Origin of the sequence: Mycobacterium sp. 663a-19, assembly GCF_035616495.1 — a bacterium.
In the GTDB taxonomy this organism is placed as follows: Bacteria; Actinomycetota; Actinomycetes; order Mycobacteriales; family Mycobacteriaceae; genus Mycobacterium.
In genome coordinates this window covers 277,327-297,346 of sequence record NZ_JAPJAV010000002.1, presented here as the reverse complement: position 1 = coordinate 297,346, position 20,020 = coordinate 277,327, and the positions used below count along the sequence as shown (strand labels likewise).

At 69.4% G+C, this 20,020-nt stretch carries 17 protein-coding genes; 6 read left to right on the top strand and 11 right to left on the bottom strand.

The genetic code is table 11. The annotated features are described in order from the left end of the window. Window positions 1-8 precede the first annotated feature (8 nt). Window positions 9-1,199 (top strand): cytochrome P450, encoded by a 1,191-nt coding sequence (locus tag OQ968_RS05715; protein WP_324675591.1) that lies wholly within the window; start codon window positions 9-11, stop codon window positions 1,197-1,199. On the opposite strand, the gene OQ968_RS05710 is transcribed toward OQ968_RS05715, so the two are convergent. From OQ968_RS05710 to OQ968_RS05695, 4 genes are all read right to left on the bottom strand, one after another. Next, complete coding sequence (locus OQ968_RS05710; protein ID WP_324675589.1) at window positions 1,196-2,410, bottom strand: GNAT family N-acetyltransferase; 1,215 nt, start codon at window positions 2,408-2,410, stop codon at window positions 1,196-1,198. The two genes, OQ968_RS05715 and OQ968_RS05710, sit on opposite strands and share 4 nt — an antisense overlap. 22 nt (window positions 2,411-2,432) lie before the next feature. Then, window positions 2,433-3,644 carry an acyl-CoA dehydrogenase family protein gene (locus OQ968_RS05705; RefSeq protein WP_324675587.1) on the bottom strand — a complete coding sequence of 404 codons (1,212 nt, stop codon included), beginning with the start codon at window positions 3,642-3,644 and terminating at the stop codon, window positions 2,433-2,435. 25 nt (window positions 3,645-3,669) lie between these two features. Beyond that, window positions 3,670-4,278 (bottom strand): TetR/AcrR family transcriptional regulator, encoded by a 609-nt coding sequence (locus OQ968_RS05700; RefSeq protein WP_324675585.1) that lies wholly within the window; start codon window positions 4,276-4,278, stop codon window positions 3,670-3,672. 68 nt (window positions 4,279-4,346) lie between these two features. Next, the gene (locus OQ968_RS05695) at window positions 4,347-5,141 is read right to left on the bottom strand and encodes an SDR family NAD(P)-dependent oxidoreductase (RefSeq protein WP_324675583.1); all 795 of its coding nucleotides are present in this window, start codon (window positions 5,139-5,141) and stop codon (window positions 4,347-4,349) included. Between the two features lie 222 nt (window positions 5,142-5,363). On the opposite strand from OQ968_RS05695, the gene OQ968_RS05690 reads away from it, so the two are divergent. Continuing rightward, the gene (locus OQ968_RS05690) at window positions 5,364-6,692 is read left to right on the top strand and encodes a HAMP domain-containing sensor histidine kinase (RefSeq protein WP_324675581.1); all 1,329 of its coding nucleotides are present in this window, start codon (window positions 5,364-5,366) and stop codon (window positions 6,690-6,692) included. Window positions 6,693-6,708: 16 nt separating this feature from the next. On the opposite strand, the gene OQ968_RS05685 is transcribed toward OQ968_RS05690, so the two are convergent. The 4 genes from OQ968_RS05685 to OQ968_RS05670 all read right to left on the bottom strand — a co-directional run bounded on the left by OQ968_RS05685 (window position 6,709) and on the right by OQ968_RS05670 (window position 11,647). Then, complete coding sequence (locus OQ968_RS05685) at window positions 6,709-7,089, bottom strand: hypothetical protein (protein WP_324675579.1); 381 nt, start codon at window positions 7,087-7,089, stop codon at window positions 6,709-6,711. A gap of 193 nt (window positions 7,090-7,282) precedes the next feature. Further along, entirely contained in the window at window positions 7,283-8,611 is a 1,329-nt protein-coding gene (locus OQ968_RS05680) for an aromatic ring-hydroxylating dioxygenase subunit alpha (RefSeq protein WP_324675577.1), read from the bottom strand. 11 nt (window positions 8,612-8,622) lie between these two features. Next, a complete protein-coding gene (locus OQ968_RS05675; RefSeq protein ID WP_324675947.1) occupies window positions 8,623-10,398 on the bottom strand; it encodes an N-acyl-D-amino-acid deacylase family protein in 1,776 nt (591 codons plus the stop codon). Window positions 10,399-10,510: 112 nt separating this feature from the next. Then, the gene (locus tag OQ968_RS05670; protein WP_324675575.1) at window positions 10,511-11,647 is read right to left on the bottom strand and encodes a phosphotransferase; all 1,137 of its coding nucleotides are present in this window, start codon (window positions 11,645-11,647) and stop codon (window positions 10,511-10,513) included. Between the two features lie 166 nt (window positions 11,648-11,813). On the opposite strand from OQ968_RS05670, the gene OQ968_RS05665 reads away from it, so the two are divergent. The 3 genes from OQ968_RS05665 to OQ968_RS05655 are packed head-to-tail and all read left to right on the top strand — an operon-like array spanning window position 11,814 to window position 14,806. Then, complete coding sequence (locus tag OQ968_RS05665) at window positions 11,814-12,707, top strand: fructose bisphosphate aldolase (RefSeq protein ID WP_324675573.1); 894 nt, start codon at window positions 11,814-11,816, stop codon at window positions 12,705-12,707. 54 nt (window positions 12,708-12,761) lie between these two features. Further along, window positions 12,762-13,811: an ABC transporter permease gene (locus OQ968_RS05660; protein ID WP_324675571.1), complete on the top strand. Its 1,050-nt coding sequence runs from the start codon at window positions 12,762-12,764 to the stop codon at window positions 13,809-13,811. Window positions 13,812-13,813: 2 nt separating this feature from the next. Continuing rightward, window positions 13,814-14,806, top strand: coding sequence for an ATP-binding cassette domain-containing protein (locus OQ968_RS05655; RefSeq protein ID WP_324675945.1), 993 nt, complete (start codon window positions 13,814-13,816; stop codon window positions 14,804-14,806). On the opposite strand, the gene OQ968_RS05650 is transcribed toward OQ968_RS05655, so the two are convergent. The 3 genes from OQ968_RS05650 to OQ968_RS05640 are packed head-to-tail and all read right to left on the bottom strand — an operon-like array spanning window position 14,807 to window position 17,665. After that, window positions 14,807-15,991 (bottom strand): sulfotransferase, encoded by a 1,185-nt coding sequence (locus OQ968_RS05650; protein ID WP_324675569.1) that lies wholly within the window; start codon window positions 15,989-15,991, stop codon window positions 14,807-14,809. Then, window positions 15,988-17,049, bottom strand: coding sequence for a DUF1214 domain-containing protein (locus OQ968_RS05645; protein ID WP_324675567.1), 1,062 nt, complete (start codon window positions 17,047-17,049; stop codon window positions 15,988-15,990). The genes OQ968_RS05650 and OQ968_RS05645 overlap by 4 nt, the downstream gene beginning before the upstream one ends. Window positions 17,050-17,059: 10 nt before the next feature. Continuing rightward, a complete protein-coding gene (locus OQ968_RS05640; protein WP_324675565.1) occupies window positions 17,060-17,665 on the bottom strand; it encodes a TetR/AcrR family transcriptional regulator in 606 nt (201 codons plus the stop codon). A gap of 132 nt (window positions 17,666-17,797) precedes the next feature. Between OQ968_RS05640 and OQ968_RS05635 the strand changes: the two genes are divergently transcribed. Further along, the gene (locus OQ968_RS05635; protein ID WP_324675563.1) at window positions 17,798-20,017 is read left to right on the top strand and encodes an acyl-CoA dehydrogenase; all 2,220 of its coding nucleotides are present in this window, start codon (window positions 17,798-17,800) and stop codon (window positions 20,015-20,017) included. Window positions 20,018-20,020: the final 3 nt, after the last annotated feature.

Below are 20,020 nucleotides of genomic sequence, written 5' to 3'. Positions count from 1 at the left end.
ATGTGAACATGCTGCGTCGCGGTGCCGTGCCGGGGGCTCCGACCCTGCCCATCGACCTCTACAGCAGAGAGACACTGCTTAACCCGGCCGAAACCTATCGCCGCATCCGGCAGGCCGGAACCGTGGTCTGGCTGCCGAAGCACCGCCTTTGGGTGATGGGCCGCTATCGCGACGTGCGCCGAGCGCTCAGCGATGACGAGACGTTCTGCAGCGGCAACGGGGTCGCCGCCAATCCGGTGACCAATGTGCTGACCGCGGGCACCACGCTCGCCAGCGACGGCGAAGCTCACGCCAAGCGACGTCGGGTCCTGCTGCAATCCCTGTCGGCAAAGGCGCTTTGCGCCATCGATCCGATCCTGCAGCGCGAGGCGTCGGGACTCATCGAGCGGCTGTGTGACCGCGTCGAGTTCGACGGGGTCTCCGACTTCGCCGCGCATCTGCCGATCCGGGTGGTCGCCGATCTGGTCGGCGTCGACATCGACCACCACCGGATGCTGAAATACGGCCGCGGCGGGTTCGACGTGTTGGGCCCCACCAACACCCGGACCCTGAGGGCGGCGCCGGCGGGGCTGAGTTTTTGGCACTACGCGCGAACCATCCGCCCCCAGAGCGTCAAGAGCGGTGGATGGGCGGAGTCGGTCCTCGCGGCCGGACATGCTGGCGCGCTGAGCCCGGCGGAAGCCAAGGCCATGGTGATCGACTTCATCGGGCCGAGCCTGGACACGACGATCCTGGCGTCCGCGCAACTGCTGTGGAGCCTGGGCACCCACCCCGACGTGTGGGAGGAGATTCGGCACAACCCCGATCTGGTGCCCGCGGCCGCGGTCGAGGCCGTTCGCCTCGGCTCGCCGGTGCGCGGCTTCGCGCGAATGCTGAAGAAGGACACCGAGATTGACGGCATCCCATTGGGCCGAGGCCAACGCGTCGTGCTGCTCTTCGCGTCGGCCAACATGGACGAAACCCAATTCGAACAACCCGAGGTCTTCTCCCTGCACCGCAAAGGAGCCAATCTCGGGTGGGGTTTCGGCGCCCACGCCTGCGTCGGCATGTACCTCTCCAAGATGGAGATGCACGCGCTGATGCGCGCGATGATCCCCGAAGTCGCGCGGATTCGGGTCGACACGCCGGTCCGGATGTTGAACAACACGCTGCAAGGCTTCCAATCGCTGCGCGCGAGCTTTGCCCGGCCCGCGCGTTAGAAGAAGAACCCGGCGTACGGCGCCTCGGCCACCGCGAACAGCCGGTCGGCCGCCGCGATCGCCGCCGGGTCGCCGTGCGCCAGCCCCCCAAGGGTCAGGCCGCGCCAGGTGGCGCCGCCGAGCAGCACCGCGGCGAGCCCCTCGACGCCGACGTGCACCTCGGGCGGCCGGCTGTCCGGCTCGGCGCCGCCGCCAGCGATGGTGAACGTGGCCGAATTGTTCCGCAGCAGCGGGTCTTTGACCGCGATGGTGACCGCGCCGCCGTCGGCGTATCGGCGGGCCCGCAGCGCCCCGCGGACGTCGACGATGCGCAGCCACGTTTCGTCGTGCACCGCGGTCATCCGCGCGGCCCGCCGGTCGACGAGCAGCCAGGGCAGCGGGTCATCGACCGGCAGCATCCAGAACACCACGCGGTCAACGAGATCGAGTCCGAGCAGGAAACGCAGCAGCCCGAGGTACGCGTCGGCGGTGGGCGCGAAGAAGTCTTCGACCACGATGGTGCGCTGATCGCTGACGAACCACCGCTCGGTGTCGATGGGGCGGTAGCGGGCGAAGCCCGACTCGGACCCCGGCGCACCGCACACCGCGACATACGCGGGCCCCGAGGAAGATTCGGTGCGCAGCCGCGCGATGTGCCACCACACCCGGGGCCGGTCGATCGTTCCCGGCCGCGACGGACGGTTCACGGCGTAGATGTGTGGCAGGACGTCCCATGCCTGGGCGGCGTCGAGCAACCGCACCGGAGCCCCGGCTCCGACGCCCGGCCGCAGCGCCGCCCGCGCCGTGTGCACCTCGACGGTCTGCGACGAACTCGCCACGCCGTAGCCGTACCGCTCATAGATCGTCGCCTCCGACGCGCGCAGCGTCGCGACCACCTCGCTTCGCGCGGTGACGTCGCGCAGCTGGTGATCCATCAGCGCGGTGGCGACACCCTTGCGCGTGAACGACGGCAGCACCCCGATGTGTGACACGGCGGCATGACTGACGATCGCCCCGCCGGGCAGGGTCAGGCCGCTCGTCGCGGCGTCCGCGGTGCCGACGAGTTGTCCGTCGACGAACGCCCCCACGGTGCGGCCGGGTTCGAGCAGGTTGTCGATCTGTCCTGGCTGCAGGTTCGGCAGGGGTGGGAAGCCGACCATCGCGGTGCGAAACAGGTTGGCCGCGGCGACGAGGTCGCCCTCGTCGTCGAGGACCCGGATGTCGATGGTCACCCCGCCATCATGGCGTGCGCCCTCACCGGATCGGCAGGCCGGTCAGCGCCCGCGAGATCACCAGCCGCTGGATCTCGCTGGTCCCCTCGAAAATGGTGAAGATCTTCGCGTCGCGGTGCATCCGCTCCACCGGGTAGTCGCGGGTGTAGCCGTTGCCGCCGAGGATCTGCATGGCCTCGTCGGTGACATAGACCGCGGTCTCGCTCGCCGCCAGCTTGGCCATCGAGCCCTCGGCCGAGTCGAAGTTCTGGTTGTTGCGCGCCATCCAGCCGGCCCGCCACACCAGCAGGCGCGCCGCGTCGATGCGGCTCCTCATGTCCGCGAGCTTGAACGCCACCGCCTGGAACTCACCGATCTTGCGGCCGAATTGCTCGCGCTGGCAGGCGTATTCGAGGGCGTATTCGTAGGCGGCCCGGGCCACGCCGATGGCCATCGCGCCGACCGTTGGACGGGTGCGTTCGAAGGTCTTCAGCGCCGCCTGGCCACCGGCGGAGGCGCCGGATTTGACCCGGGCGATCCGCGCCTCGAACTTCTCCCGGCCGCCGAGGATCGCGTCCTCGGGCAGGCGGACGTTGTCGAGCACCACCTCGGCGGTGTGCGAGGCGCGGATCCCGTGCTTCTTGAATTTCTGCCCCTGGGACAGCCCCTGGGTGCCCGGCGGGACGACGAACGTGGCCTGGCCGCGGGTGCCCAGTTCCGGATAGACCGACGCCACCACGATGTGCACGTTGGCTATGCCACCGTTGGTCGCCCACGTCTTGGTGCCGTTGAGGACCCACTCCCCGGCCGCCTCGTCGTAGTGTGCGCGGGTCCGGATGGCGCCGACGTCGGAGCCCGCGTCCGGCTCCGAGGAGCAGAACGCGCCGAGCTTGGGATCGTCGGACGTGCCGAACATCTCGGGAAGCCAGCGGCCCAGCTGTTCGGGAGTTCCGTTGCCCGCCAGGGCCGCCGCTGCCAGGCCGGTGCCCATGATGGACAGCGCGATACCGGCGTCGCCCCAGAACATCTCCTCGAACGCGGTCAGGAAGCCCAGCCCGGTCGGCTCGGCCGCCTGCTGCGCGAAGAAATCGGGGGAGTACAGGCCCACCTTCGCGGCCTCCTGGATCACGGGCCACGGGGTTTCCTCGCGCTCGTCCCATTCGGCCGCGGCGGGCCGGATGACCTCGCTGGCGAACTTGTGCACCCAGTCGCGGACCTCGATAACGTCGTCGCTGAGTTGTAGTGAGAACGTCACTGCCTGCTCCTGAACTATGTTGTGGTCAACGGTTTTTGCGGTTCGTGTATTGCGCCAGGACGGCGACCGTCTGGTTGACCCAGGCCTCGAAATATCGGTCGTCGTCGATGTTTCCGGGCGAGCGTCCGGTCAGCGCCTGCAGCGTCGCGGCGTAGGAAAGCGACCCGATCGCCACGGCCGCGGCGGCCTCCGGGTCGGGGATGCTGGTGCGCCCGGAGCGATTGGACGCCGCCAGTTCGTCGGCGAAGCGCTGATAGGCGTTGTCGGTGATGACCTGCCATGTTTTCTGTTCGAGATCGCCGGCCTCGGCGGGCTCGCGCAACATGACCTTGAGCAGCTCCTCGCTTTCGCGCAGGTTGTTCCAGATCAGCCGGCCCGCCGTGCGCACCGCGTCCTCGACGCTGCCCGACCGCCCGGCGTCGTACTGCTCCCGCGCGGCCACGATGCTGTCGATCCGGTGCGCGACGGCGGCCTCCAGCAGCTCGCGCTTGGAGCCGAAGTGCTTGTAGAGCGCGCCGGACCCCGGCGCGAGGCCCGATGCGCGCTGGATGTCGGCCACCGAGGTCGCCGCGTACCCCTTGGCGGCGAACAGCTGCAGCGCCTCGGCCAGCAACCGGTCACGTGCGGTGGACATGGTGAGAGAGTACTCACTCACCACGGCCGAGGCCAAATCGCCCCGGCGGTCCGGTCCGGCGATCGCTGTTAGCTGACCGAGAAGCCGCCGTCGATGGCGAGCGCCTGGTTGGTGATCGCCCGGGCCGCGTCCGAGGCGAAAAACACGACCGCAGCGCCGATCTCGCGCGGCTCCTGGAAGCCGAACGGCGTCGGCCTGGTCGCCGGCCCGGCGGTGAGTGGCCCGGTGGCGTTGATGGCCCCGGGCGTGATGACGGCGCCGGGAAGGATCGTATTCACCGTGATCTGGTGTTCGGCGAGTTCGAAGGCGCTCACGTGACTCAGCTCGAGCATGGCGCCCTTCGAGGTGGTGTACGCGGCGAGGCCCTTGATGAGGCCGCCACGCAAGGCGTTGGAGGCGATGTTCACGATCCGCCCGCCCCGTCCGGCGGCGACCATCTGCCCGGCGATCTCCCGCGTCATCAGGAACGCGCCCCGGGCGTTGACGGTGTGGATCGCGTCCCAGTGCGAGGCGCTCGCCTCCAGCAACAGCTCGCGATGCTGCAGCGCCGCGTTGTTCACCAGCAGCCAGGGGGAGCCCACCTCGGCCGCGATCGCCGCGCCGGCCGCGATCACCGAGTCCTCGTCGGCAACGTCGACGCCCACGGGCACCGCACGGTGGCCGGCGCCGGTCAGGGCGTCGACGTGAGCCTTCGCGCCGTCGAGATCGGAGTCGGCGACCACCACGGTCGCGCCGGCCTCGGCCAGCACCTCCGCGATTCCCGCGCCGATGCCCTTGGCGCCGCCGGTGACGACGGCGACGCGCCCGGCCAAGTCGAAGAGTGGGGTGATCCTCTGCTGATCGGCGACCCGTTGAATATCCATGTGCCCCCGGCCTATTCGGGCGAGACTCGAGAATGCATAGACGATTGCATAGAGCCGCAACTCTACTGTCGGAACGCGCCTTTGGGAACGACCGGCCGGATGGGCGCACCTACACGCCGGATGGCGGTCAGGCTGGCTAGGATCGTCCCCGACATCGACCTGGCGCTTCGAGCGTGATAAATGGAGCCTGATATTCGCGTGTTTCGTCATATACGGCTCCCGATGCGGGTGCTGTCGCTGCGCACCATCGTGATCGTCGCCGCGGTGTCGGTGATCGCCCTCGTCGTCCTGCTGGGCCTCTGGGTGTGGATCGGCGTCACCAACGATCAGTACAGTCAGCTCGACCGTCGCCTGGACTCGGTCAGCAGCCTCGGCGACATCAATTCGCTGCTCAACCGCGCGCAGCTCACCAACCCCGATCGACCCATGCCGGACGGCAACCTGGTGCGCACCGTGCGCGTCCGGGACACCACCGTCTCGGTGCCGGGCAATATCGTGCTGCCCAAACTGGCGAACGGCTACGCCAACACCACCATCGACGGCGTGCAATACCGCGTCCGCACCTTCACCGCGGGCCCGGCGTCGATCGCGCTGGCGGCGCCGCTGGCCGAGGCCCAGCACCGGATCAACGAACTGCACCTGCGGGTGTTGTTGATCTGTTCCGGCGTCATCGGGGGCACGATCCTCGTCGGCTGGGTGATCTCGTTGATCATGGTCAACCCGTTCCTGCTGCTGGCCCAGCAAGCCCGCGCCATCAACGCGCAGTCCAGCCCGGACGAGGTCCAGGTCCGCGGCGTGCGCGAGGCCGTGGAGATCGCCGAAGCGGTCGAGGGCATGCTGGCCCGCATCGGCAACGAGCAGCAGCGCACCAAGGCGGCGCTGGAGTCGGCGCGCGATTTCGCCGCCGTCGCCTCCCACGAGCTGCGCACCCCGCTGACGGCCATGCGCACCAACCTGGAGGTGCTGTCGACCCTGGAGCTGGGCGCCGAGCAGCGCAAAGAGGTGATGAACGACGTCATCCGCACCCAGAGCCGGATCGAAGCCACCCTGACCGCGCTGGAACGACTCGCCCAGGGCGAGCTCACCACCGTCGACGACTTCGTCCCGTTCGACATCACCGAGCTGCTGGACCGCGCCGCGCACGACGCGCTGCGCATCTACCCGGGCGTGCAGGTGTCGCTGGTGCCGTCGCCGACGGTGCTGATGGTGGGCCTGCCCACGGGCCTGCGATTGGTGATCGACAACGCCATCGCCAACGCCGTCAAGCACGGCAGCGCCACCGAAATCCAGCTCACCGTAACAAGTTCCGGCGACGGCGTGGAGATCGCCGTCGACGACAACGGCACCGGCATCCCCGAGGGCGAGCGCGCCAGGGTCTTCGAACGCTTCTCCCGGGGGTCGACGGCCTCGCGCTCGGGGTCCGGGCTGGGCCTGGCGTTGGTCGCCCAGCAGGCCGAATTACATGGCGGCACAGCGTCTTTGCACGCCAGCCCGCTCGGCGGGACGCGGCTTTTGCTGACGCTGTCCGGCGACGGGAGCGGCCCGGCCTAGTGCGGGGGTTGACCTTTCACAACGGCGTGGCCTGTTGGGCCAGGTTCAGCAGCACGTAGGCAACGCAAAAGAGGAAGTTCAGGACGACCAGAAGCAACCCCGCGAACAGCAGTGAGCGGGTGCCGCGGCGTTGCAGGCGCCTCAGCTTCGCGGTGCGCGCTTCACGGTTCATCTGTGAGGCGATCAACGCGAACCTGACGTCGGTCACCTCGTCGTCCGCGCCGGGAAGGCCGGCGAGCATCTGCTGAAGCCGGTCCGGCTGGGTCCTGACGCCCACCTGTTCGAAGCGCTTGCACAACCGCCGCGCACCCCTGCGGCCGACAATTCGGTATTGCATCTCCAGCCGATGCGACAGGCGCCCCCATTCGCCACCGCATGGGCTCGACGGGATCGCCACAAGCCGGGAGTCTAATTCGGTTGGGCGCCGTTTCGAAGGCTCCGCGCCAATTTCGTTGGCGGCGATTCGTCGTGCGCGGACGTCTTCTCGCCGGGGGCCTCCGTCGAGACTGAATCCACGCACACGCGCATCGGCGTGTCGTGTGCGTCATTGCAGTGTCGCGGCCCGGGTGGCCAGGCACGGGAGCGCTACATCAGCCGCCGCCCGTCATCCGCTCGGACTCGGGCAGGTCGAGGTAGCGCTCGAGGTTGCGATGCGTGTTGATCACGCGCCGCTCCTCGCCGGAGAGCACCAGGTGGGTGAAACCGGGCTGATGCATGCCGCGCTGCAGGCCCGGCAGCACGCGGATGTCCTGGGTGAGCACCAGGCCGGGTTCGGCCTCGCCGGCGCTCATGCGGACGTCCGTCGGCTTGTTGCGCGCCGCGCCCGGCGGCAGTCGCGTCATCAAGAACATGACGAACTCGCCGTGGTCGGGGTCGGGCCCGGGGCGCGAGCACATGACGGTCAGGTGGTCCGCGTTGGCCAGCAGCGTCATGTTCGGGAACACGTTGTACTGGTGCAGCCGGGTGATCCGGTCGGTGTCGGCCCAGCCGAGATCGACCCCGCGGGTGGCCGCGAACGCCCGAGTTCGGTCGGCGATCAGGTCCTGCACGGTCTGCCCGGGCTGCAGTTCCTCGGCGGGAAAGGGTGTTCCCTCGGCCACGCCCATCAGCGCGCCCTGCGTGTAAACGTAGGCGTCCCAAACCTCTTCGTCGCTCAGCGCGCCGTCGAAGCGGGGGCTCTGCACACCGTAGGGCTGGTCGGACTTGCCGGTGTGACCCCAGATCTGCTGCGGCGCATGGATGTCGTCGACACAGCGCAGCAACTCGGGATGCAGCGTCTGGATGTGGTAGGTCTCGCTGAAGCCGTCGGCGATGGTCTTCCAGTTGGCCTCGACCTCGACGGTCAGCGTGGCATAGCAGCGGAAGTCGCCCAGGTTGCACCAGGCGATGTCGTCGGGCATCGACTCCAGATATTCGAGCAGCGGCATCGCGTTGAGGTCGAGGTTGACGAAGACGAGGCCCTCCCAGGTGTCGACCCGGACGGGCAGCAACGGGAAGTCCGACATGCGCAGCGCGCCGAAGCCCTTGCGGTTGGGCACTCGCTTGAGCGTGCCGGCCAGGTCCCAGGTCCAGCCGTGATAGCCGCACTTGAGCTCGCGCAGCCCGGAACCCGAGCCGACGCAGACCGAGTTGCCGCGATGGCGACAGGCGTTCTGGAAGGCGCGCAGCGCGCCGTCGTCGCCGCGGACGATCAGCACCCCGTACGGGCCGCAGCGGTACTCGAAATAGTCGCCCGGCTCGGCGACGTGGTCGAGCATGCAGGCGACCTGCCACACCCTCGGCCACATCCGCTCGATCTCGAGCGCGGCGAACGCCGGAGAATAGTAGCGCTCGACCGGCACCAGGGTCGGGCTCGGCGGCGGGGTGCCGATCGCGTCCTCGTCGCGGGTCCGAGCCGGGTTGCGTGCGGGCGCGTTCATAAGCCCGGCCCTTAACGCGCCCCCCGCACCAGCCGGCCGGGGCGAGCACCGGTGTCGACGTCGTACCGCCGGGTCACCGTCCCGCTGACGATCGTGGCCGCGTACCCGCTTGCGCCCTGCAGGATCCGGTGCCCGCCGGCGGGCAGGTCGAACGCCATCGCCGCGGGATGCAGCCGCAGCGCGTCCATGTCGATCACGTTGATGTCTGCCTTCTTGCCGCGCTCGATCGTGCCGCGGTCGGTGAGGCCGAAAAGGTGTGCGGTATCGCGGGATTGCTTGCGGATCACGTATTCCAACCCCAGCTTCTCGCCGCGGCTGCGATCGCGCGCCCAGTGCGTCAGCAGGAACGTCGGGTAGGAGGCGTCGCAGATCATCCCGCAGTGCGCGCCGCCGTCGGACAGCCCCAGCACCCCGGCGGGATGCAGCATCATCTCCCGGATCGCGTCGCAGTTGCCGTCGGCGTAGTTGAACAGCGGCAGCATCAGCATGTTGGTCGCGTCCGCTTCCAGCATCAGGTCGTAGAGCGTCGACAGCGGGTCCTCGCCGCGGGCCTTGGCGATGGCGGCGACCGTGCGGTCGGGCGTGGGCTCGTAGTCGGGCGGGTCGCCGAGCGCGTAGAGGCGGTGCAGGGAGTTCTGCACGAGGGCGAACATCCCGTCGAACAACAGCGTCGGGTCGGCGGGCAGGTCGTCCTCGGCCAGGATCGCGGCCTTGACCGCGGGGTCGGCCAGGCGCTGCGCAAGCTCCTCGCGGCCGAGCTTGGCCGCCAGGCGGCGGTAGGTGGGCCGGTGGCTGAAACCGTGGTGACCCTGGAAGCCGATCATCATGCCGAACGGGCGCGCCGCGATCTGCGGGTGTAGGCGGGCGCCCTCCGCGTGCGCGGCCGCGGAGAGGTCGAGCATCTCGCGCCACAGGTTCGGATCGGCGTCCACCTGGATGAGAGCGAAGGACACCGGCCGGTCGATCTCCGCGCCCAGCCGCCGCATCCAGTCCAGCTCCTTCTTGGGGGCGACGATGTCCTCGCCCGCTGCCCCCTGCGGGGCGAGCTCGAACACCGCCTGGCCGCCGGCCGCCATCGCGCGGCCCAGCCCGAACAGCTCTTCCTCGGCGGCGAAGGTGCCGGGTACTGGCTCGCCGTCCATCGCGCGGTGGCCCATCGTGCGCGACGTGGAGAATCCGAGCGCGCCGGCTTCGATGGCCTCCCGAACCAGCCGGCCCATCGCCTCGATGTCGTCGGGGGTGGCCGGCTCGTTGCGGGCGCCCCGCTCGCCCATCGCGTAGGCGCGGATGGCGCCGTGGGCGACCTGGCTGCCCACGTCGATGGCGAACTTCTGCTTGCCGACCGCGTCGAGGTATTCGGGATAGGTCTCCCAGCCCCAGGTGATGCCCTCGGTGAGCGCGGTGCCGGGGATGTCCTCGACGCCCTCCATCAGCTCGATCAGCCACTGCTCGCTGCCGGGCCGCACCGGCGCGAAGCCGACGCCGCAGTTGCCGGTCACAATCGTCGTGACGCCGTGGCCGCTCGACGGCTCCAGCAGGCTGTCCCAGCTCACCTGCCCGTCGTAGTGGGTGTGGATGTCGACGAAGCCGGGGGCCACCACATGGCCCGTCGCGTCGATGGTCTCGGCGGCCTCGGCCGTCGCCAGGCCGCCGCCGTCGGCGCCCTGTCGATCCGGAAGGCGGACGACGTCGACGATGACGCCGTCCTTGATGCCGACGTCGGCGCGAAAGCGCTCCCCGCCCGTCCCGTCGACGACGGTGCCACCGGTGATCTTCAGGTCGAACATGAGACTCTCCTTGCCGCCGCTGTCGGCGTCGAACGCGCGGGGGATTTCGCTACGCATAGTAGCGTAACTCCTCCGGCACCGATGGCAATAGGTTGAGCCGAATTTCGCGCGGCTACCCCGCGGCCTTCAGCGCCGCGATGGTTTCCAGGTCGTCGAGCGCCGCGACGCCGCGCCGCAGGCCCTCCATGGCGATCGCTTCGACCTGCATTCCCCCCATTCCGGCGGTGATCAGGGCGGCGACGTAGGCGTACAGCGCGCCCTGGCGGTACCGCAGCCACAGCTCGTCGCGATCCAGGTCGGGGCCGCCGGCGGCGACGAGCGCGCGCCGGTAGTCGTCGAGCAGGTCGCGCTGAGTCGCGCGGCGGTCCTCCGGGGTCAGGCTGGTGATCAGGGTGTAGGCCAGTTCGCGGGAGGGGTGTCCGCGCCGCATCGCCTGCCAGTCCAGCAGCCCCGCCTTGCCGCCGTGGAAGTACATGTTGCCCGGATGGGCGTCGCCGTGCATGACGGTGTGCGGGGGAGCGTCGATCAGCGCGGCGACGGCCCGGTAGTTGTCGGCGATGTAGCGGCCATTCTCGACGGGGATGGTGGTGCGATCGGCGAGGCGCTTGATCGAGGCGTGCATCAGCGAGCCGGTCAGCAGCGACGTGACATCGCCCGACGGCGTGTAGAGCCATCCCAGCGGGCCGCGCCCGTCGCGGGGCAGGCGGTCCCAGAAGGTGGCGTGCAACCGGGCCAGTAGTTCGACGATGAGCCCGGCCTGGTCGGGGGACAGGGGATGCAATGTGTCGGGGAATTGGCACGTCTCGGGTGGGAGGTCCTCCAGGACCAGCAGGTACCGGCCGGTCCAGGGGTCGAAGGCCGTGCCGTAGGCGGCGGGCACGCCGGTGAGTTGCGGCGCGAGCTGGCTGTAGAAGCGCACCTCGGTGTGCCCGAGCCGGCCGAGCTCACCCATCAGGCGGGTCGCGGCGGTCTGCGCCGCGAGCTTGACGAACACCGACTCGGGCACGTCCTTTCCGGTGAGCACAAGCCGGGCCCGCGACGACGTCCCCGCGTCGCTGCCAAGGACGCGCACCGACCTGACGGTGTTCCCCATGACCTTGGACAGGACCGCGGCGTCGATGCGCTCGACGGTGCGGGGCAGTCCCACCCGGTTCCCCGCCACCGCGTCGACGGCCACCCGTCCCGCCCCGCGCCCCAGGTGGGCGGCCAGGCCGATGACGGCAAAGGCCTGCCCCACAGCGTTTTTCATGTCGATCCGTTCTGGCTGCGCGTAACGCGCGACCAGTCGAAAATAACCGAACGCCCGGACCGCAACCGCGCCCGGTACCAATGCCGAATATGATCGACACCGATTCGAGCCTGATCGCGCACCGGCACGAAAGGGGTGCGAAGACCACAAGGGAGTGGAGAATTCCATGCCGAACGAGAAGCAAGCAGACCGGATGACGTCGGGCAAGGGATTCATCGCGGCGCTCGACCAGAGCGGCGGCTCGACGCCCAAGGCGCTGCGCCTGTACGGCATCGGAGAGGACGCCTATTCCTCCGAGAAAGAGATGTTCGACCTCATCCACCAGATGCGTTCGCGGATCATCACCTCCCCGGCGTTCACCGGTGACCGGGTGCTGGCGGCGATCCTGTTCGAGCAGACCATGGACCGCGAGATCGAGGGGGTGCCGTCGACCACCTATCTGTGGGAGACCAAGGGCGTGGTGCCCATCCTCAAGATCGACAAGGGGCTTGCCGAGGCGTCCGACGAGGTGCAGCTGATGAAGCCGATACCCGGCCTGGACGAGCTGCTGGAGCGGGCCATCGGCAAGGGCGTTTTCGGCACCAAGGAGCGATCGGTGATCGGCGGCGCCAACGTCGAGGGCATCGCCGCGGTGGTGGCCCAGCAGTTCGAGGTGGCCCACCGGGTGCTGTCGCACGGCCTGGTGCCGATCATCGAACCCGAGGTCACCATCTCGATCGCGGACAAGGCCCAGGCCGAGGACATCCTGCGCGACGAGATCACCAAGCAACTCGAAACCGTGCCCCAGGGGCAGCGGGTGATGCTCAAGCTCAGCCTGCCCAGCGAGGTCAACCATTACCGCCCGCTGATCGAACATCCGAAGGTGATGCGGGTGGTGGCGCTGTCCGGCGGCTACTCGCGGGACGAGGCCAACAAGCTGCTCGCGCAGAACACCGGGCTCATCGCCAGCTTCAGCCGCGCACTGACCGAGGGCCTGACCGTCGACCAGACCGACGAGCAGTTCAACGCGACGCTGGACAAGTCGATCCAGTCGATCTACGACGCGTCGGTCGCCGGCTGAAAATCGCCGATAAACCCTGCCCACGACGGGGTGGGCGGCGGTACGGTCTCAGTCATGCTGTTCGCGGCCTTGCGCGACATGCAATGGCGACGGCGGCGCCTGGTGATCGCGATCGTCAGCACCGGCCTGGTGTTCGCGATGACGCTGGTTCTGACCGGACTTGCGAACGGCTTCCGGGTCGAGGCCCAGCGCACCGTCGACGCCATGGGGGTCGACGGCTTCGTGGTCAAGACCGGCGCGGCCGGCCCGTTTCTCGGTTCGACGCCGTTCGCCGAAGTCGACTTGGCCCGGGTGGCCGCCTCGCCCGGTGTGCAGGCGGCGTCCCCGCTGGCGACCGCGGCGCAGCCGATCAGGGAAGGCAACTCGGCGCGAAACTCCTCGGCCTTCGGTGCGCCCTCACACGGACCCGGCATGCCGCAGGTTTCGGAGGGTCGGGCGCCGGAGACGCCTGACGAGGTCGCGGTGTCGAGCACGCTGGGCCGGCCCATCGGCGAGGATCTGCAGGTCGGTGCGCACACCTTGCGGATCGTCGGCGTCGTGCCCAACGCCACCGCGCTGGCGAAGACGCCCTGCATCTTCCTGACGACCGAGGGCCTGCAAAAACTGGCCTACAACGGGCAGCCGGTGATCACGTCGATCGGGATCATCGGCGCCCCCCGGCAGCTGCCCGACGGCTACCAGGCCGTGGATCGATCCGCCGGTGTCACCGACCTGATGCGTCCGTTGAAGGTCGCGTCGGGGGCGATCACGATCATCGCGTTCCTGCTGTGGATTGTGGCCGTCCTCATCGTCGGATCGTTGGTCTACCTGTCGGCGCTCGAGCGGCTGCGCGACTTCGCGGTGTTCAAGGCGATCGGCGTGCCCACCCGGTCGATCCTGGCGGGCCTGGCGCTGCAGGCGGTGGTCGTCGCGCTGCTCGCGGCGGCGTTGGGCGCCGTCCTTGCGCAGGTGCTGGCACCGGTGTTCCCGATGATCGTCGTGGTCCCCCTGCGCGCCTACCTGGCGCTGCCGGTGATCGCGGTCGCGATCGGTCTGCTGGCAAGTGCCGCGGGACTGCGACGCGCGGTGGCCGTCGATCCCGCGTTGGCGTTCGGGGGTCCGTGACCGTGGGCGATCTGAGCATTCAAGACCTCGTCGTCGAGTACTCCAGTGGTGGGTATGCGCTGCGCCCCATCAACGGCCTGGGCCTCGACGTGGCCGCCGGATCGCTGGTGATCCTGCTCGGCCCCAGCGGCTGCGGGAAGACCACATTGCTGTCCTGCCTCGGCGGCATCCTGCGGCCGAAGAGCGGGGTGATCAAGTTCGACGGCATCGACGTCACCGCCCTCGACCCGCGCGCGCTGGCGAGGTACCGGCGCGACACGGTGGGCATCGTTTTTCAGGCGTTCAACCTGGTGCCCAGCCTGACCGCCCTCGAGAACGTGATGGTCCCGCTGCGCGCGGCCGGGATGTCGCGCGCGGCCTCGCGTCGGCGTGCCGAGGAGCTGCTGTCGCGGGTCAACCTTGCGGACCGGGTGAAACACCGGCCAGGAGACCTCAGCGGCGGGCAGCAGCAGCGGGTCGCGGTCGCCCGCGCGATCGCGCTGGATCCGCCGTTGATCCTCGCTGACGAGCCGACCGCGCACCTCGACTTCATCCAGGTGGAGGAGGTGCTGCGGTTGATCCGCTCGCTCGCGGCGGGCGAGCGTGTGGTGGTGGTCGCGACCCACGACAGCCGGATACTGCCGATGGCCGATCACGTCGTCGAGCTGGCACCCGCACTGGCGTCGACGAACCGGCTCCCGGAAACCGTTGCGCTGAAGGCCGGCGAGGTGTTGTTCGAGCAATGCACGATGGGCGACCTGATCTATGTGGTGTCCGAGGGCGAATTCGAGATCGTGCGCGAATTGGCCGATGGCGGTGAGGAATTGGTCGAGGTGGCCGGGGCCGGCGACTACTTCGGCGAAATCGGCGTGCTGTTTCACATGCCGCGCTCGGCGACGGTGCGTGCCCGAACCGACGCCACCGCCGTCGGCTATACCGCGCAGGCGTTCCGGGAGCGGCTCGGCGTCTCGGGCGTAAGCGAGATCATCGCGCAACCGCAGCTCGTGGACGACTGATTACCGCAGCTGCTCGGTCGGCACCCCGTAGCGGTCCTGGTAGGCGCGCACCCGTTCCCGCACCTCGTCGGCGTTCAGGCCGGTGTCCGACCAGGTGTAGCGGCCGCGCCCGCCGTCGCCGGGGTGAGCGGCCAGAAAGTCGCGCATCCGCCGTTCCGCTTCGGGCCGCAGTTCGCGACCGAGCTTGGCGTAGATGTCCTTGATCGTGGTCCACGGGTCGTCGACGAACTCGGCGTACTGCACGTCGATCACCCGCCCGGCGGGCACGTCGCCGCTGTCCCGCAACGTCATCGCACGGTCGAGGCCGACGACGATCTCCTCGTAGGACTGGGCCGCGCACTCGGCGATGTTCGACTCGTCGCTGCCCATCCGGCGCAGGTGGTGGGTCAGCGCGGCGATCGACGAGATGACGTTGAGGGGATCGCGGTGGGTCTGCACGATCAGCGCGTCGGGATATTCGGCCAGCAGCTTGTCGAGCTGCCACAGGTGCGCCGGCGACTTCAGCAGCCACTGACCGGGCACCCCAGACTGCAGGTGCTGCAGGAAGATTCGGTGGAAGCGATAGGCGCCGGCGTGGTCGGCCTCGTAGAGCAGCCAGCGATAGTAGCTCGGCAGCCGGTACTGCACCGAGTAGATCATGCTGGTGAACTCGCTGGCGGTGATGCGGACGCACTCCTGCCCGACGAGCGCGCCCATCGGGTGCAGCGCCAGGAAACCGGGGATGATCTGTTCCGAGAGCTCGATGCTGGCCTGCGTCTGCGCGATGCGCGGGTCGTCGTGGTAGGTCTCGGGCCGCGGCACCGGACAGGGCGCGTCGACCTCCCAGGTCAGCGGCGCCCGCAGGGCGGGATCCTGGGCGAGCAGGTCGTAGAGGATCGTGGTCCCGGTGCGGGGCTGGCCGACGATGAAGATCGGCGAAGTTATTGGCTCGCTTGCGATTTCGGGATGCTGCTGGCGCCAATCGATGATGCCGAGCCGGTTCTTCAGGGCGCGCATGATGTCGAGGTGGGCGATCTCAACGCCGATGGCCGACAGCCGCGCCTCGTCGACCAGGCCGTCGGTCAGCCGGTCCAGCCCGGCTCGCCAGCCCGTGAGGCCAAGGCTGTCGCCGAAGTCGTCGCTGCCGGCTTCGTCGCAGGCGGCGGCGACGAGCCGGTCCGGGTCGAAGCGCTCCCGCAGCGTCACGCCGGCTCCCCACGCCGGCGCACCGACACCGTGACGTCGGGCGGGTTGGGGTTGTCGAGCCAGCGCAGCACCACGAATCCACGCCGTCGCCCGCCGGTGTCGAGCCAGTGGCCGAAGCCGAGGTCCTCCGCCGAGATCGCGATGCGCACGCGCCCGTCCGGGTCCGGCCGCACCCCGCGGTTGGTCACCGAGCTGTGCCGGCGGCGCGGCTCCAGGCACTCGTGCCAGATGCTTTCCAGCGTGACGTTCCAGTACCTGGTGTCGGGCGGCGCGATGTCGAGCACCAGCGCCTCGCCGGGGTCGAGCCGGAACGTCCCCATCATGTACAGGTTGTCCGGGGTGGTGTCGGCGGCACCCAGGTCGGCGGCCTCGGCCGTCAGCAGCGTGTTGGGGCGCTCCAGCAGCTCGGGCTTGATGGTGCGGTGCAGCGCGACGAGCTTCATCAGCGTCCACGCCATCGCCGTGAACTGCTCGGCCAGTTCGTCGTCGGTGAGCCGCGCGAGCGGGCCGGGGTCGAGGGCCTCGATCTTCAGGGTGGCCAGTTCCTCGGAGCCGCGATCGCCGAGATACTCCCGGACCACGACCGACGACGCGTCGTCGGGGATCTGCACCCACCGCGCGCCGGCGAGATCGGCGGGCTCGTCCGCGGACAGGACGAACGCGAATTCGCTTGCGGGCAGGTCGGTGTCGCTGACGTAGTTGGACATCCGGCGCGGCGTGAGCCCCGTTCCGGCCAGGATCTGGAATCCGAGGTAGGCGCTGGTGCCGCGGGTTCCGGTGATCCGGTAGCGCCGGTCGCCGCGGATCATCGCCAGGTAGTAGTTGCCGTCGGGGTTGGGGCCGCCGATCATCCGGTTGTCCGAGCACATGTCGAAGAACGCCGGCCGGTCGGGGTCGGCCTCGACGGACAGTTGCGAGCACAGCGACGACACCCGGGCCACGACCCGCAGTCCCTCGAGAAGCTCTCGCTCGGATTCGGCGTCCTGGGTCACCACCTTGGTGACGTCGGCGAGCATCTGCTGGAAAAACTGCCACGCCTCGAGCGTCTTGTGCGTCATGACCTCATGCCTAGACCATGTCCTCGGCTCGCGCTGCCGATTTACGCCGGCGGGTCAGGGCATCGACGATGATCCGGGTCGTCAGCTCGGCCCGCCGCCGCGAATATCGTTGTGCGCCAGACAGGATCGGATACACCACGCCGCCGACGATCGCGTCGGCGGCGGAGTCGGCGGTCACCTCATCGATGTCGTCGGCGACAAGCCGGCTCCGGACGCTTTCGTGCAGCGGCGAGGAGAACCCGGCGCGCAGCTTGACCGCGGTCTCCTCGTGCTCCATGCCGGCGGCGGTCAGCGTCCGCAGCATGGCCGAGCCGCGCTCCGTCGTCAGGCTCGCGGCGAGTTTGCGCACCCAGCCCACCAGGTCCCCGGCCAGGTCGCCGGTGTGGTCCACCGAGGCGAGGATCCTGTCTGCGTCCTCGAGCATGACGTCGGCGACGAGCGCCGGACGGCTGGGCCACCAGCGGTAGATCGTCTGCTTTCCCACGCCGGCGCGCGCCGCGACCGCCTCGATCGTCAGACCGTCGAATCCGCGCTCCAGAAGCAGTTCTCGCGTGGCGGTGACGATCGCCGTGCGCGACCTCTCGCTGCGGCGCCGCGGGGCGGGATCGCTTGGCATGTGATGATCCTCGCTTTACATATCCTGACCCGCACCGTAATGTCCCACAAGACGAGACGGTTCGTCTTGTAAGAGGGAAGGATAGCAGTCCGTGCGGCCGAAGCCCGCGTTCGCCACATCTCGGCCGCGACCATGACGCTTGCGTTGTCCCCGGAGCAGCACGACCTCGGCGAGGCCGTCGGGCGGTTCGCCGGCCGGCATGCCCCGATCTCCTCGACACGCGACGAATTCGACGCGCTGGCCGCCGGCAAGCTCCCCGGATGGTGGGATGCGTTGGTCGGCAACGGCTTCCACGCGGTCCACCTGCCGGAGAGCCTCGGCGGCCAGGGCGGACGGATGATCGACGCCGCGTGCGTCCTGGAGTCGGCGGGCAAGGCGCTGCTGCCCGGACCGCTGCTGCCCACCGTGACGACGGGCGCCGTCGCGCTGCTGGCGGATCCCACGCCGGCCGCCGAATCACTGCTGCGCGACCTCGCATCCGGTGCGCCCGCGGCCGTCGTCCTTCTCGACGATGGTGACTTTCTGGCGCGCGCCGACGGCCCGGGCTGGGCGGTCAGCGGAGCCTCGGGTGTCACCATGGGCGCGTGTGCGGCGCGGGTCATCCTGGTCGGCGCCCGCACCGGGGACGGCGACGTGGTGTGGGTGCCGGTCGACACCGGAAAGTCAACGGCGACGGTCGAATCCGTCGACGGCACCGACCTGGTCGCCGATGCCGGGATCCTGCGGCTGGCCGAGTATCAGGCGGGCGACGTCCTCACCGGCATCGACGCCGATCGCGCCGCGTGCGTCGCGCTGGGACTGGTCGCCGCCACCACCGCGGGCATCGCGCAGTGGTGCGTCGAGGTGGTCACCGCACACCTGCGCACCCGCGAGCAGTTCGGCAAGGTGATTGGAACGTTCCAGGCGCTGCAACACCACGCGGCGATGCTTCTGGTCAACAGCGAATTGGCCACCGCGGCGGCCTGGGACGCGGTGCGCGCCGCCGACGAATCGCTCGATCAGCACCGGCTCGCGGCCGCGGGTGCCGCCATGATCGCGATCTCGCCGGTGCCGGAGCTGGTGCTCGACGCGCTCACGATGTTCGGCGCCATCGGCTTCACCTGGGAACACGACCTGCACCTGTACTGGCGGCGGGCCACCAGCCTGGCCGCGTCGATCGGGCCCGCGAATCGGTGGGCCCGCCGTCTCGGGGAGCTGACGTGCACGCAGCAGCGTGACATGTCGGTCAACCTCGGCGACGCGGAGGCTGAACTCCGGGCCTGGGTCGCCGAAACGCTCGATGCCGCAATGCGACTGCGCAACGACACACCCGCGCCGCACGGCGACTACGCGGACCAGGCCTCCGGGCCGCAACGCGCGCTGCTCGCCGACGCCGGCCTGATCGTGCCGCACTGGCCAGCGCCCTGGGGCGTCGGCGCGGACCCGTTGAAACAGCTCATTATCGACGAAGAGTTCGCCAAGCGACCCGGGCTGGTCCGGCCGTCGCTGAACATCGCGGAGTGGATCCTGCCCGCGGTGCTGGCGGCCGCGCCACGAGAGCTGCAGGAGCGGCTGATCCCCCCGACCCAACGCGGCGATATTCATTGGTGCCAGCTGTTCAGCGAGCCGGGCGCCGGCTCCGACCTCGCGTCGCTGGCCACCAGGGCGACCAAGGTGGACGGCGGCTGGCGGATCAACGGTCACAAGATCTGGACGTCGTTGGCACAGTACGCCGATCTTGGTGCGCTGCTCGCGCGCACCGATCCGGCGGCAAGCAAGCACCGCGGCATCGGCTACTTCATCCTCGACATGCGTTCGCCCGGAATAGAAATCCAGCCCATCAAGACGGCCACCGGCCACGCGCATTTCAACGAGGTCTTCCTCAACGACGTGTTCGTGCCCGACGACATGCTGCTCGGCGACCCGACCGACGGCTGGAACCTCGCCATCGCCACCATGGCCGAGGAGCGCTCGGCCATCAGCGGCTACGTCAAGTTCGACAGGGCCGCCGCGCTGCGGGCGCTGACGGCGCAACCCGGAGCCGATCGCGCCGACGCGCTGCGGGAGCTCGGCGAACTCGACGCATATGCCAACGCCATCAAGGCCCTCGGCGTGCGGGAAACCATCCGGCTGCTCGACGGCCAGGCATCCGGCCCGGCATCCAGCATCGCCAAGGTGGCGATGAACGTCCTGCTGCGGCGCACCTTCCGGGCCACCCTGCAGCTGACCGGGCGGACGGCGATGGTCGCCGACTCGGAACCCGCCGTCGTGCAGCCCTACCTGCACCTGCCCGCCGAGCTGATCGGCGGCGGAACCCGGGAGATCCAGCTGAACATCATCGCCCAGATGATCCTGGGCCTGCCACGTAAGTGAGGA